Genomic DNA, 12606 nt, shown 5'->3' on the forward strand with positions numbered 1-12606 from the left:
TTGTCTTAAAAGTTTTCTAACAATTCCTTAACATTCAACAAATTCCTACTTTTGAAAAATTTCTTTATTAATGAGTTTTCAGAAGACCAGGTACAGCGTTCTCTTTTCCTTCATCCTATTTTTTCTTTCATTATCATCTCTAGTCAGGCTAATCTTAATGTTTCTGGCTGGATCGAAGGCCGACTTTAGTTTATTCAGCCTGATTAGTACCCTTGGTAAAGGGGTGGTGTTCGACTTTGGTGTTTCAATATTCTTCTCAATAATATATGCCCTCTATTTACTTGCACTTCCAAAAAGATGGAGTAAAACTAAAGGCAATTATATCGCCAGCTATTTTCTGGTTTTTATGATGGTTTTGATTTCCATCTTCTCGTTCTTTGCAGAACTTACCTTTTGGCAGGAATTTGAAAGTCGTTTTAATTTCATCGCAGTAGACTACCTCATTTATACATTTGAGGTAATTAACAATATTAACGAATCTTATCCCCTCCCCATCCTGATTAGTTCTGTAGTAGGAGTTTCTGTTATAGTGCTTTTGATCTTTAGGAAAGCCTTTTCCCGGAGTTTTTCTTCGGCTGAATCTTTCTGGCAACGCCTTCCTATTTCCGGGGCAATTATTCTTATTGCTATTCTCTACGGTACAACTATTAATAATAAATGGGCTGAAAATAGTAACAATCGCTATCAGGGAGAATTAGCTAAAGCAGGTGTCTACTCTTTCTTCGCTGCTTTTAAAAATAACGAGCTTGATTATGAGCAGTTCTATTCGAAGGTGGATAATGAGACTGCGTTTAATATAATCAGGAAAGAATTACAGGAGCCCGGAGCTCAATTTACAGCAGACAGGGAGTCTGTTTTGAGAAAGATCAGCCATGGAAAGGACTTGAATAAACCAAATGTTATTATGATCACCATAGAAAGCTTTAGTGCGAGTTTTATGGAAAGGTTTGGGAATAAGGATCACCTGACCCCAAACTTAGATTCCTTAGCAGGTCATTCATTCATCTTTTCTAACATGTATGCCACCGGAACAAGGACGGTGAGGGGGATGGAAGCATTAAGTCTGGCTGTTCCACCCACTCCAGGAAATAGCATTGTGAGAAGACCTAATAACGAGAACCTTTCTACAGTAGGGGAAATTTTCAGGACGAAAGGATATGAAACGTCTTTCTTCTACGGGGGCGATGGCTATTTCGACAATATGAACCAGTATTTTAGTAGTAATGGGTTTAATATTGTTGACCGGGGAAGAAAGATTAACGTCGGAGATACATATAAAACCAAAAGAACTATTATTCCGGATACTGAGGTGCATTTTGAGAATGCCTGGGGGATCTGTGATGGGGATCTTTACAATGCCGTGCTGAAAGATGCAGACCAGAAGTTCAAAGAGGGTAAGCATATCTATGATTTTGTAATGACCACGTCCAACCATCGTCCATTCACCTATCCCGATGGAAAAATAGATATACCTTCTAAATCCGGACGAGACGGAGCAGTAAAATATACTGACTATGCTATCGGGGAATTTTTAAGTAAGGCCAGAACAAAGCCCTGGTTTAAAAACACTGTGTTTATTTTTGTTGCTGATCACTGCGCCAGTAGCGCGGGAAAGAATGAGATTGATATTTCCAAGTATCATATTCCTTGTATGATCTATAACCTGTCTGCCATCCATCATGATGAAACCAGTAAAATGTGTTCTCAAATAGACCTCTACCCTACTTTGTTTCACCTGCTGGGCTGGACCTATACGAGCAGCTTGTATGGTAAAGATGTTCTTTCGCCGTCCTATTTACCCCGGGCTATCTTGGGTACCTATCAAAAACTGGCTTATTTGAAGAAAGACAGTCTGGTAATTTTAAGTCCCCAACAGCAGATAGAAACCTATATTTATAATGGTGAAAGCAATGAGCAGAAACCTGCTGAATTTTCAAACGCAATTAAAAATGAAGCGATTGCGTACTACCAGAGTGCCTATTTGCTCTATAAAAGTGGAAAATTGAGAACTAAGTAGGATAGAACGATTTTTTGGCAAGGTATTTATACTGTAAAAGGCATAATTAAAAAAAAATCATTATGACTTTGAAAAACAGTTCAAAAACCGGAACCCTTTTGCTTGCAGGGCTTGCAACAGGAGCAGCTGCATGGTATTTATTAGGTACTGATAACGGAAAGAAAACAATTTCACAAGTTTCAGGATCATTAAAAGGATTCTCAGATACAGCCGTGTCTAAAGCAAGCGACACTTTCGCTAATCTAAAATCCAAGATCAACAACCATAATTCATAAGTATAAAACGTATACAGAGAAAAAGAGCTTGTAATGCAGGCTCTTTTTCATTTGAAAAACTTTCTGGCCATAATCCTTATTTACATTATACCTTATGAAAGCTTTTGTAATTTGTTTTATTATACTGACTACCTCTACTTACAGTGCCTTCAGTCAGAAGGAAGACGCTATCCTGGGCAAATGGATCAGTAGCAGAGAAACAGAAAAGATTGAAATTTATAAAAAAGACAACAAGTTTTTCGGTAAACTAATTTGGCTGAAGGATTCGGTAGACAATGACCAAAAGCCTCTTAAAGACATCCATAATCCTGATGGGTCGCTAAAAGGCCGTTCTTTAATAGGTATAGACATTTTGAAAAATCTTTCTTATGGGCGAAGGAATATCTGGCGCGGGGGTACATCTTACGATACCAAATCAGGAAGGTCTTATAACTGCCAGGTAGCTTTACCAGACTCCTCTAGTTTGAACGTACGAAAGTTCTTTGGACTCGCGATAATGGGACGAACAGAGAACTGGAAGCGACTTTCTGATTAAGATTTAATGGATTATCTTAAAGACGAGCTCTTTTAATAATTCTCCGTCAGTTGTGTTACCTGTTGACTCCACTCCTTTCGTCTTGAGATCATATTCTCTCAGATATCCGATTATTTCGATCACCTTCCAAACGTTAAAACTCTTTCCGGCCGCTTCATAATCCTTTACGAAGTAAGGATTAACACCTAATTCCTTTGCAAGATTTGAAGGGGTCTTATCGCCTATGTAATGATACCTGAGAATTTTGGTAAACCAGTTCTGCAGTGCTCCCAAGACCATTTGAATAGGATTATTTTTAGGATTTGCAGCGAAATAATCAATGATACGATTAGCTTTAAGAGGATCTTTTTTTGCCAGTGCATCCTGCAGCTCGAACACATTATACTCTTTACTGATGCCGATATTATTTTGGACGTCTTCTGCACTTATTTCGTGCCCTTTCTGCACATTTAACATGAGCTTCTCCAGCTCATTGGATATCTTGGAAAGATCGTTTCCCAGATACTCTCCCATTATTGAAGCCGCCCGTGGTTGAATACGATAAGCTTTCTCGCGCACATAATCCTCTATCCATCCTGGCACCTTATTATCATAAATAGTGGCAGATTCGAAAACAAGACCATTTTTATCCATTGCTTTATAGGTCTTCTTGCGCTTGTCGAACTTGGCGTGTTTGTAACAAAAAACAAGGATAGTAGAAGGCACTGGCTTCTCAAGATAGGTGAGCAGTGGATCATTCCCTTTTTTATCGTCATCCCCATCCTTACCCCATTTCAGATCCTGAGCTTCCTTCACCATGACCAACTGATATTCACTCATCATCGGGAAACGCTTTGCAGCATTAAGAACGGTGATCATATCCGTATCCCTTCCATACAGTACAGTCTGATTGAACCCTTTCTCGGCGTCAGACAACAGGTTGTTCTCTATATAATTTCCGAAAAGGTCAATATAATAGGGTTCCTCGCCATGAAACAGATATACAGGCTTGAATTTACGGGCTTTAAGATCGTTTAAAAGAGCAGCAGCAGTCATATCTTTGTCCAAACTTAGATAAAATTTCAGGCAGTTTCCAAAGTGTTGAAATTTTGGTCTGACAGATTTTTTAATTTTTTTTATTTTCTCGTAGGGGTAAGCCTTTCTTTCGGTGTCACATCTTCAAAATCGAAGAAATGAGACTTACTACTAAAACCAAACTTAACCTGCTAACAGCAATAGCTTGTTTTACAATGCAGGCCATTACGGCTTTCTCCGGAAAAGCACAAACGACAGACCGGGTTCACCTGGGCTTTATATACCCCATAAGCACTCATGGTAGTCACGCACCACTTGATACCAATGACTTTTCCTTACATCTTCTGGCAGGTGTTTCCGCATCAGAAAAAGGACTTGCTATTGCAGGTCTCTCCAACGTAGCCCGTGGTGATGTTAAAGGACTCGCCGTCGCCGGCTTCTCAAACCACCTTGGTACTAAGTCAGACGGATTACTGATTGCAGGCTTTGCCAACACCTATGGCAATGCTAAAGGGATGCAGTTTGCTGGTTTTGCAAATGTAGCGGCACGGGAAGTTGAAGGAGCCCAGTACGCAGGATTTATAAACAAAGCCGGAGATATGAAAGGAGTACAGGCAGCTGGCTTTATAAATGTTGCCCGTGAAGTTACGGGGATACAACTTGCAGGATTTCTGAACACTGCAAAACAAGTAAAAGGTTCACAAATTGCCGGATTTGGAAATGCAAGCGTTGGGGACGTAAGTGGTAGTCAGCTTTCCGGTTTTTTTAACCATGGAAAAGATGTTGCAGGATCACAGATTGCAGGATTTGTAAATATTGCACGCAAGGTAAAGGGAGCCCAGATAGCCGGATTTATCAATATAGCCGACAGTAGCGATTGCCCTATAGGAATAATTAATATTATCCGTAATGGGGAGAAATCTATTGGAGTAAGTATCGACGAAACTGAAACTACTCTTCTTTCTTTCAGGTCAGGTGGTAAAATCCTTTACGGAATCATTGGAGGAGGATTCAACTGGACAACTAACAATGATAACTATGCTATTGAGGCAGGTCTGGGTGCGCATTTTTTCCCATCTAAAGTTTTCAGGATAAATACAGAACTGGCCTCTACTTACCTGGGTCGGTTTGACTACGACGAGTATTACAGAGCAAGTCTACGGTTTATGCCCTCCATTCTTATAGGAAAACACCTGGAGCTAAATGCAGGTCCCTCATTAAACTACATAAATACTAACAACGAGGCTGGAAAGACTATGGTGAAGCATTACTTCCACGAACATCAAAATCGGTGGGACGATAATTTCCAGGCCTGGTATATCGGTTATAAAGCCGGCTTAAACTTTAAATTCTAAAACACACAAATATGAAGACAACAACTATCCTGGCATTTATACTGATCTTATTCAGCTCTTGCCTAAAAGACAGAATTGAAGCAAATGGACACATCATCGAAGAAACGCGGAATTTAAGAGATTTTAACACAATAAACCTTAGTGGCTCTAAACATGTTTATGTGGAATACGGAGATGAGTATAAGGTTGAATTACGAGGATCCTCTAATCTCCTATCAAAATACCGGACGGATGTAAGGGGAAACTCGCTTAATCTTGGTTATGAAACCCGTAGCAATATTATAGACGATGATATAAGGGTCTATATTACTACCCCTGAAATTGAAGAAGTGAACCTTAGTGGCAGCGGAAAGTTTTTCATTTCTGGGTATACTGAAGCTGAGCGATTCAGGGTAAGGATCAGTGGATCTGGTAAAGTGAAAGTGGAAGACGATTTTGAGGTAGACAAGGCCGACGTGCGAATATCCGGATCAGGAGAAGCTGACCTTGATCAACTAGAAGCTCACGAAGCCGATATCGATATTTCAGGAAGCGGTGAGACATGGTTAGAAGTCTCGGATTTCCTTAGGGCAAGAATAAGTGGAAGTGGAAAAGTTCATTATTGGGGTAATCCGAGTGTTGATAGCCGCATCAGTGGAAGCGGAAAGGTTATCAAACATTAGTAACCGGGCTGAAATCTCTTAACCTTCCTATGCTATACCTTAATTACCTGTAATATGGAGTGCGGTACGAAAGGAAGGTTAAGGTAAACAACCCACACCATACTCCCTATTTTGGGACAACAGTTGAAAAATTGGAATTAGAAGGCAAAAATTTTATATAAGTTTGAAGCAGATTTAAACAAGTGGACCCTATTACTGCTTCGGTTTCGACAAACGATTTTTATGACGATAATGCTTTTGAGCGTTTGTTCAAAGAGCATTTTAAGGCATTGCATGCTTATGCAAATGTAATGCTACGTGATGAGGATCTGGCGGAAGAGGTTGTGCAGAACGTTTTTCTTAAACTTTGGGAACGCAGGGAAGATCTAAACGTTGAGGTATCTGTAAAAGCGTACCTCTATCGAATGGTCCACAACGCTTGCTTAAATTACTTCAAACACAATAAGACCAAAGCCAGGTACGAAGACTACGCAGTACATTCAATGGCCGGAGAAAGCAATAAAGCATCACAGAGACTCGAACTTAAGGAGCTTGAACAGAAGATCGGAGAAGCCTTAAATGACCTTCCCCAGCAGTGCAGGTTGATCTTTCAAATGAGCAGGTTCGAGGAATTGAAGTATAAAGAGATTGCCGACCAGTTAGGACTATCTATCAAGACGGTAGAAAACCAAATGGGTAAAGCACTTAAGATAATGCGTAGTAAACTTGCCGACTTTTTACCATTACTATTACTTTGGCTATTTAACAGACTTTTGTAAGCGATGACAGATGAGCTATTGGTAAAATTCCTTTTGAAGGAGACCAGCCTGGAGGAAGACCGACAGGTGAAAGACTGGATTGCGTCTGATCCTGCCAACGAAAAGCAGTTTTCTGACTTCTCTCTTATTTGGAATACCAGCAAAAATCTTGAATCGAAAAGCAGTGTAGACGAAAACGCAGCATGGGAACGGTTCAAGCGAAAGGCTGCCGATAGAAAAGCTGCACCAGAGCCTGCGATACTTCCTATTAAGAGGGATTTTATATGGTTAAAGGTTGCGGCAAGTGTTATTCTTGTATCATTGATCGGCTTACTTCTGTTTCGAAAGTCGGAAACCCGATATGTAGCAGATAATAAGGTTATTACCGAAACTCTACCAGATGGCTCGGTAGTTACGTTGAATAAGAACTCTTCCTTAACCTACTCCAGCTCAGTGCTGGGAAGAAAACGGGGGGTTGAGCTTTCAAAAGGAGAAGTATTCTTTAAAGTTAAGCCGGATAAGTCTAAACCATTTGTCATATCCAGCGGTGAGGTATCTGTAGAAGTTGTAGGTACTTCCTTTAACGTTAAACACAAAGGCAGCACAACAGAGGTGATCGTTGAAACAGGTGTTGTTAAGGTAAGTGAGGGCGCGGAAACCGTTGTATTACATGCAGGCGAAAAAGTCTTTGTAGACAGTCAGCAAAAACTGAAGGTGGAAAAAAGCAAAGACCAGCTGCATAACTACTACCGCAGCAATATTTTCGTGGCCGATAATACACCCTTATGGAGGATAGTTGAAATTCTAAACGAAGCATACAATGCTAACATCATTATAGGAAACCCAGCACTCCGTCAGTTAACCCTAACTACTACGTTTAAAAACCAGTCCTTAAATGAAATTTTAAAGGTCATTAGTGAAACATTTAATATTTCTATTACTCAAAAGGATAATCAGATCATCCTTCAATAATATGTACCGCCTTACAATTCTCTTCTTTCTGCTTCTGGCAGTTAAAAGCCGTGCTCAACTTATTCCTGGCCATAGCAATAATTTAAACAGGAATATTTCCGTAAGATTTATAAATCAGCCTCTTAAGCTGGTGCTGGATAAAATCAGTAAGGAGGGAAACTTTTACTTTTCTTACAGTGGCAGTACGTTCCATTCTGATAGCCTGATAAGCTTAAATGTGCAAAACAAGCCTATAAGGAATGTTCTTGATATTCTGTTTAAGGGAGAGGTGGATTATAAAGAAAGCGGAAATTATATTATCCTTCGCACTGCTATTTACCGCTTCAATGTCGAGGCAGGTGACGTGCGCCCGGACAAGAATAGCTATGAAATTGAGGGCTATGTTTATAATCAACGTACCGGTGAAGGAGTAAAAAATGCGAGCGTTTATGAAAAAAAACAGTTAAAGTCGACACTAACGGATAACAAAGGATACTTCAAACTTAAGTTCAAGGGAGATCATCAGGGCTTGGTGATCTCTGTCAGTAAAGAGGACTTCAGGGATACCAGCATTCAGTTCCTTGCAGGCGTAACAATAACCGAACAAGGATATGCCGTAGGTTCAGGAGGAGAAGGAGCATTTTCAAATCGTGTGGAACGGTATGGTTTAAGCAGGTGGCTGGTATCTTCGAGGCAGCGCATTCAAAGCTTAAATATTCCTTCCTTTATTGCAAACAGCCCTTTCCAGGCCTCCCTTCTTCCCGGACTGAGTTCACATGGAATGCTTAGTTCCCAGATTGTTAATATGGGCTCCCTTAATGTTATCGGAGGCTATACTGCAGGGGTAGATGGAGCTGAATTTGCAGGAATCTTCAATATCAATAAACAAGATGCAAAAAAGTTCCAGGCAGCTGGAGTAATGAATATTGTAGGTGGAAGGGTTGAAGGATTTCAATCCGCAGGTATTTTCAACATAGTACTGGATAGTGTTATTGGCGGGCAATTTGCAGGGGTATTTAACAACGTAGAAAGAGATGTGCACGGGGTGCAGGGAGCGGGAGTTATAAACAGGGCCCGGGGTAAATTTATAGGCGGACAGTTTGGAGGTGTTGCCAACCTGACGCAAGGAAAATTTTCTGGTATTCAGGCTGCCGGAGTAATAAATATTACGGCTAATGACGTAACGGGATCTCAATATGCGGGAGTAACTAATATAAATGCAGGAAAATTAAAGGGAGTGCAAGGAGCTGGCGTACTGAACCTAAACTGGAAACCGGTTGAGGGAACTCAGTTTGCAGGGATACTTAACATAGCAGGAAACCGTATGAAAGGCGTACAGGTTGCGGGGGTATTGAATTTTGCAAAGAAAATGAATGGCACTCAGGTTGGTCTTGTAAATGTTGCAGATACCTCTTCTGGCTACTCTATCGGCTTGTTAAACCTGGTAAGAAAGGGTTATCATAAAATAAGTATTTCCAGTAGTGATGTAATGAAGGGAAGTATCAATCTAAAGACCGGGAACAACAAACTTTATACAATGCTAGGGGGAGGTGTCTTGAGTGAAAACTCAAAGAATGTGTATTCTGCGGGCCTGGGCCTGGGCCACGATTTCATATATAACAACAAACTCTCCCTCGCCCTTGAAGTGCACTCGCAGTACATATTCCTTAAGAACACTAATTTTAATAATCTTTCAAGATTGCAGACAAATCTTCAGTATCAGATTATCAAAGGGTTTACCGTTTTTGCCGGTCCCGGATTCTCTGTTTACAATGTTGATAGTGCAGAACCTGATGCATATCAAAAAAGTTTTATCCCTTCCCATGCCAAAAATTTGTTCAAGGGCGATCAGAAAGGATGGTTTGGCTGGCAGGCTGGCGTTACTTTCATGTAGCTTAGTTGAAAATTTTAAAGCTTCCTGTTTTAAAGCTATTTTGCGATATGAAATATTTAGCTAATCTCTACATTCAAATTTTCATATTCCTCTTTGCCCTGGCGTTTCGACAGGAAGCATCTGCACAAACTATAAAAAAAGGTAAAGTTGAGCGCCTGGTAATCCATGCAAAATCACTGGAAGGTAATCTTGCCGGAGATACTCCTGATCGGGAGATTTCAGTATACTTACCCCCAAGTTATTTCAGCAATCCTAAAAAACGCTATCCCGTAGTTTATTACCTTCACGGGTTTTCAGATGATGATGCCAAATGGTATGGAATTAAAAAGCATTGGATAAATTTACCTGCTATCCTTGATTCAGTTTATGCGAAAGGAAAATTACAGGAGTGTATATTCGTTACACCTAACGGTTACACTAAGTTTGCAGGTAGTTTTTATTCCAATTCGGTAACCACAGGAAACTGGGAAGAATTTATAGCGAAAGAGCTTGTTTCTTCTATAGACAAGCGATACAGAACCATCGACCGTTCTTCCGCCCGTGGGCTTGCCGGACATTCTATGGGAGGTTATGGAACACTGCGAATAGGAGAAAAATATCCGGATGTATTTTCTGCCCTTTATCTTTTAAGTCCGGCTATATTTATTCCCGGAACCACACCCTCAGTTACAGCCCAGGAGATAGAGAACATAAAGAATTTTGAGGATCTGCAAAGGGCAAACTTTTGGACTAAAGCCGCCTTCTCTTTGGCAGCTGCCTGGTCGCCAAATCCCAATAATCCTCCCTTTTACCTGGATCTTCCTGGAAAAGACCGTGAGGATGCCATTCCGGTACAAGCTAAGTGGACAGCAAATTTACCTCTGGCCTCTTTAGATCAATATATCCCTAAATTAAGACAATTAAGAGGTATTGCTTTTGATGCCGGAGACAGAGATGTGAGTTTCGCAAATGCAATACGGATCCTCGACAAAGAACTTAATGCTTATAAGATAAGGCACGAATTTGAAATTTATAAGGGAGATCATACCAATAGGATACATATCAGAATAAGTGATAAAGTTGTCCCCTTCTTTTCATCAACGTTGAAGCCATAAAACAAAAAGGTCCCTCCGCAGTATGCAGAAGGGCCTTTTTTAAGCCTTTCCATCCACCTTAACCCACTTTCTGATTAGCCTTTTTTAACAAAAACATATTTTGAAACCCCAATATTAAAGGCTTGAAAGATGAGTAAAAAAGAAAGCACCGTTTTTTCCGGTGCTTCAATCTTTTAAAAAGTGTGTAGATATATATTGAACAGTAGTTGATAGTTAATATCTCAACTATGCTGTTGATTGCGATGTTGACAGATCAATATATACAGAAAGTGTGCCAATCTATTTGTGAAGGATATCTCAACAACATGCTGGATTATTTGTCATACTTACCAGATGACAAGTATTAAAGTATTTGACTGGCACCGCATTTTTATTGGAGATCTGCCAACTCTCTTTCTGCTAGAGATAATATTTCGTACCTCCATCATGTATGGGTACACTATTTTCCTGCTCCGCTTTCTCGGGAAAAGGGGAATGGGACAATTGTCTTCATTGGAAGTGGCCATCATTATTTGCTTTGGTACAGCTATAGGAGATCCAATGATGGGCGTAAACGTTCCCATTATACATGGTTTAATAGCTGTAACCACCATAGCCCTTCTTCAGGTAGGGATGGAGCGCTTTATCAATCGCAACAAGAAAGTCGAAGAATTTATGGAGGGGACTGCAGATAAGGTGGTAGAGAACGGGTTGATATTGGTTGATGAGCTTCATAAAGAGAATATTTCTCACGAAGATCTTTTCCGGAGCCTTCGCAGCAACAGTGTCAAGCATTTGGGACAAGTGGAGCACGCTTTTTTCGAGACATCGGGCCAGATTTCTGTGATATTTCGTCCGGAAGATAAAGTAAAGCCGGGCCTCACTGTTATTCCTCCGGAGCAGCTGGCCGAGGATAAAATAATCCGCGAACGTGAAGCTGCTCCTGCAAGTGCCGTTTATTGCTGTACTAATTGCGGAAACGCTAAATACTATAAACAACAAGAATTAGTTGTTGCCTGCATTCTTTGCAGCTGCAATAACTGGACAGAAGCATCTATTTAATTAAATCATGGCAACTATAGCGTACCATTCTTCTCATGAACAATTCAAACCGAGTGAATTATTAAAATATGCAAAAATGGCAGAACAGGCTGGATTTGATGCCATCAGTTCGTCTGACCATTTTTTTCCCTGGAGTGAACGACAAGGCGAATCCGGGTTTTCATTTTCCTGGTTGGGGGCAGCAATGCAAGCTACTTCTGTTCCTTATAGTGTTGTTTGTGCTCCCGGACAGCGTTATCATCCTGCCATTGTTGCGCAAGCCCTCGCTACACTTGGTGAGATGTTTCCTGATCGTTTTTGTATGTATGCAGGTAGCGGCGAAGCGATAAATGAACTGATCACTGGTGAGAAATGGCCACCAAAACACGAACGGAATATAAGATTAGTGGAATGTGTACAGATCATCCGGGCACTCCTTAAAGGTGAAACAGTTTCGCATAAAGGTATGGTAAGCGTAGAAAATGCAAAACTTTACACCTTACCTGAAAATCCTCCTCCTATCTTTTGTGCAGCTGTTTCTGTCGAGACGGCCGCGTGGGCAGGCAGCTGGGCGGACGGGTTGGTCACTGTTTCAAAACCATACGATGAACTGAGGTCTTTGCTGGATGCCTTCAGGCAGAATGGTGGACAGGATAAACCCGTACACTTAAAAGTACAGCTCTCTTATTCCTCGACACCAGAAGCAGCCCTGGAAGGAGCTTTTGATCAGTGGCGAACCAATATCTTCCAGGGTAGTGTTTTAGGTGATATGCCTACAGTAGCTCATTTTGATGCAGCAGCAGAATTTGTTAAACCTGAAGATATGTTTAAACACGTGCGGATTTCCTCAGAGTTAACCGAACACATAGAATGGATAAAAAAAGATATTGATCTTGGTATTGAAAAGATCATCCTTCACAATGTAAATCGCGAGCAGCAATTATTTATTGAGGATTTTGGTAGAAAGGTGCTCCCTGAGCTGAAGTCATACGCATAAGAAGCCGTTGAAGGATCAAATCTACGACCATCATGTAATGTTAAACATCTAAAAC

Annotated in this window: 13 protein-coding genes; 12 read left to right on the forward strand and 1 reads right to left on the reverse strand. The window is 40.6% G+C overall.

Translation table 11 applies throughout. The features are described from left to right. The first annotated feature begins 51 nt into the window (after nucleotides 1-51). The 4 genes from J4N24_RS25460 to J4N24_RS01585 all read left to right on the forward strand — a co-directional run bounded on the left by J4N24_RS25460 (nucleotide 52) and on the right by J4N24_RS01585 (nucleotide 2827). The gene (locus J4N24_RS25460) at nucleotides 52-189 is read left to right on the forward strand and encodes a hypothetical protein (RefSeq protein ID WP_242691463.1); all 138 of its coding nucleotides are present in this window, start codon (nucleotides 52-54) and stop codon (nucleotides 187-189) included. Then, nucleotides 158-2017: an LTA synthase family protein gene (locus J4N24_RS01575; RefSeq protein ID WP_242691464.1), complete on the forward strand. Its 1860-nt coding sequence runs from the start codon at nucleotides 158-160 to the stop codon at nucleotides 2015-2017. The genes J4N24_RS25460 and J4N24_RS01575 overlap by 32 nt, the downstream gene beginning before the upstream one ends. 62 nt (nucleotides 2018-2079) lie before the next feature. Beyond that, nucleotides 2080-2292, forward strand: coding sequence for a hypothetical protein (locus J4N24_RS01580; protein WP_207531885.1), 213 nt, complete (start codon nucleotides 2080-2082; stop codon nucleotides 2290-2292). A gap of 94 nt (nucleotides 2293-2386) precedes the next feature. After that, nucleotides 2387-2827, forward strand: coding sequence for a DUF2147 domain-containing protein (locus tag J4N24_RS01585; RefSeq protein ID WP_207531886.1), 441 nt, complete (start codon nucleotides 2387-2389; stop codon nucleotides 2825-2827). Between the two features lie 3 nt (nucleotides 2828-2830). Here the strand turns inward: J4N24_RS01585 and holA are convergent, their stop codons facing one another. Further along, the gene (gene holA, locus J4N24_RS01590) at nucleotides 2831-3862 is read right to left on the reverse strand and encodes a DNA polymerase III subunit delta (protein ID WP_207532343.1); all 1032 of its coding nucleotides are present in this window, start codon (nucleotides 3860-3862) and stop codon (nucleotides 2831-2833) included. 137 nt (nucleotides 3863-3999) lie between these two features. Here holA and J4N24_RS01595 point away from each other — a divergent pair, with 137 nt between their 5' ends. From J4N24_RS01595 to J4N24_RS01630, 8 genes are all read left to right on the forward strand, one after another. Beyond that, on the forward strand, nucleotides 4000-5196 hold the full coding sequence (locus J4N24_RS01595) for a hypothetical protein (protein ID WP_207531887.1): 1197 nt from the start codon (nucleotides 4000-4002) through the stop codon (nucleotides 5194-5196). 11 nt (nucleotides 5197-5207) lie between these two features. Then, nucleotides 5208-5858, forward strand: a complete 651-nt coding sequence (locus tag J4N24_RS01600) for a head GIN domain-containing protein (protein WP_207531888.1) — start codon at nucleotides 5208-5210, stop codon at nucleotides 5856-5858. A gap of 182 nt (nucleotides 5859-6040) precedes the next feature. Continuing rightward, a complete protein-coding gene (locus tag J4N24_RS01605) occupies nucleotides 6041-6616 on the forward strand; it encodes an RNA polymerase sigma-70 factor (RefSeq protein WP_369806182.1) in 576 nt (191 codons plus the stop codon). 3 nt (nucleotides 6617-6619) lie between these two features. Beyond that, complete coding sequence (locus J4N24_RS01610; RefSeq protein WP_207531889.1) at nucleotides 6620-7567, forward strand: FecR family protein; 948 nt, start codon at nucleotides 6620-6622, stop codon at nucleotides 7565-7567. A 1-nt stretch (nucleotide 7568) separates the two neighbouring features. Beyond that, nucleotides 7569-9440 carry an STN and carboxypeptidase regulatory-like domain-containing protein gene (locus tag J4N24_RS01615; RefSeq protein WP_207531890.1) on the forward strand — a complete coding sequence of 624 codons (1872 nt, stop codon included), beginning with the start codon at nucleotides 7569-7571 and terminating at the stop codon, nucleotides 9438-9440. 47 nt (nucleotides 9441-9487) lie between these two features. Then, nucleotides 9488-10534 carry an alpha/beta hydrolase gene (locus tag J4N24_RS01620; protein WP_207531891.1) on the forward strand — a complete coding sequence of 349 codons (1047 nt, stop codon included), beginning with the start codon at nucleotides 9488-9490 and terminating at the stop codon, nucleotides 10532-10534. 333 nt (nucleotides 10535-10867) lie between these two features. Then, a complete protein-coding gene (locus J4N24_RS01625) occupies nucleotides 10868-11575 on the forward strand; it encodes a DUF421 domain-containing protein (protein ID WP_207531892.1) in 708 nt (235 codons plus the stop codon). 7 nt (nucleotides 11576-11582) lie between these two features. Beyond that, nucleotides 11583-12551 carry a TIGR03885 family FMN-dependent LLM class oxidoreductase gene (locus tag J4N24_RS01630; protein WP_207531893.1) on the forward strand — a complete coding sequence of 323 codons (969 nt, stop codon included), beginning with the start codon at nucleotides 11583-11585 and terminating at the stop codon, nucleotides 12549-12551. Nucleotides 12552-12606 lie beyond the last annotated feature (55 nt).

Origin of the sequence: Desertivirga arenae (genome assembly GCF_017355785.1) — a bacterium.
In the GTDB taxonomy this organism is placed as follows: Bacteria; Bacteroidota; Bacteroidia; order Sphingobacteriales; family Sphingobacteriaceae; genus Desertivirga; species Desertivirga arenae.

What these genes read in the sequence shown, in the direction of transcription:
- J4N24_RS01575 (WP_242691464.1), top strand. Translation starts at nt 158, where the DNA reads ATGTTTCTGGCTGGATCGAAGGCCGACTTTAGTTTATTCAGCCTGATT.
- J4N24_RS01580 (WP_207531885.1), top strand. Translation starts at nt 2,080, where the DNA reads ATGACTTTGAAAAACAGTTCAAAAACCGGAACCCTTTTGCTTGCAGGG.
- J4N24_RS01585 (WP_207531886.1), top strand. Translation starts at nt 2,387, where the DNA reads ATGAAAGCTTTTGTAATTTGTTTTATTATACTGACTACCTCTACTTAC.
- holA (WP_207532343.1), bottom strand. Translation starts at nt 3,862, where the DNA reads ATGACTGCTGCTGCTCTTTTAAACGATCTTAAAGCCCGTAAATTCAAG.
- J4N24_RS01595 (WP_207531887.1), top strand. Translation starts at nt 4,000, where the DNA reads ATGAGACTTACTACTAAAACCAAACTTAACCTGCTAACAGCAATAGCT.
- J4N24_RS01600 (WP_207531888.1), top strand. Translation starts at nt 5,208, where the DNA reads ATGAAGACAACAACTATCCTGGCATTTATACTGATCTTATTCAGCTCT.
- J4N24_RS01610 (WP_207531889.1), top strand. Translation starts at nt 6,620, where the DNA reads ATGACAGATGAGCTATTGGTAAAATTCCTTTTGAAGGAGACCAGCCTG.
- J4N24_RS01615 (WP_207531890.1), top strand. Translation starts at nt 7,569, where the DNA reads ATGTACCGCCTTACAATTCTCTTCTTTCTGCTTCTGGCAGTTAAAAGC.
- J4N24_RS01620 (WP_207531891.1), top strand. Translation starts at nt 9,488, where the DNA reads ATGAAATATTTAGCTAATCTCTACATTCAAATTTTCATATTCCTCTTT.
- J4N24_RS01625 (WP_207531892.1), top strand. Translation starts at nt 10,868, where the DNA reads ATGACAAGTATTAAAGTATTTGACTGGCACCGCATTTTTATTGGAGAT.
- J4N24_RS01630 (WP_207531893.1), top strand. Translation starts at nt 11,583, where the DNA reads ATGGCAACTATAGCGTACCATTCTTCTCATGAACAATTCAAACCGAGT.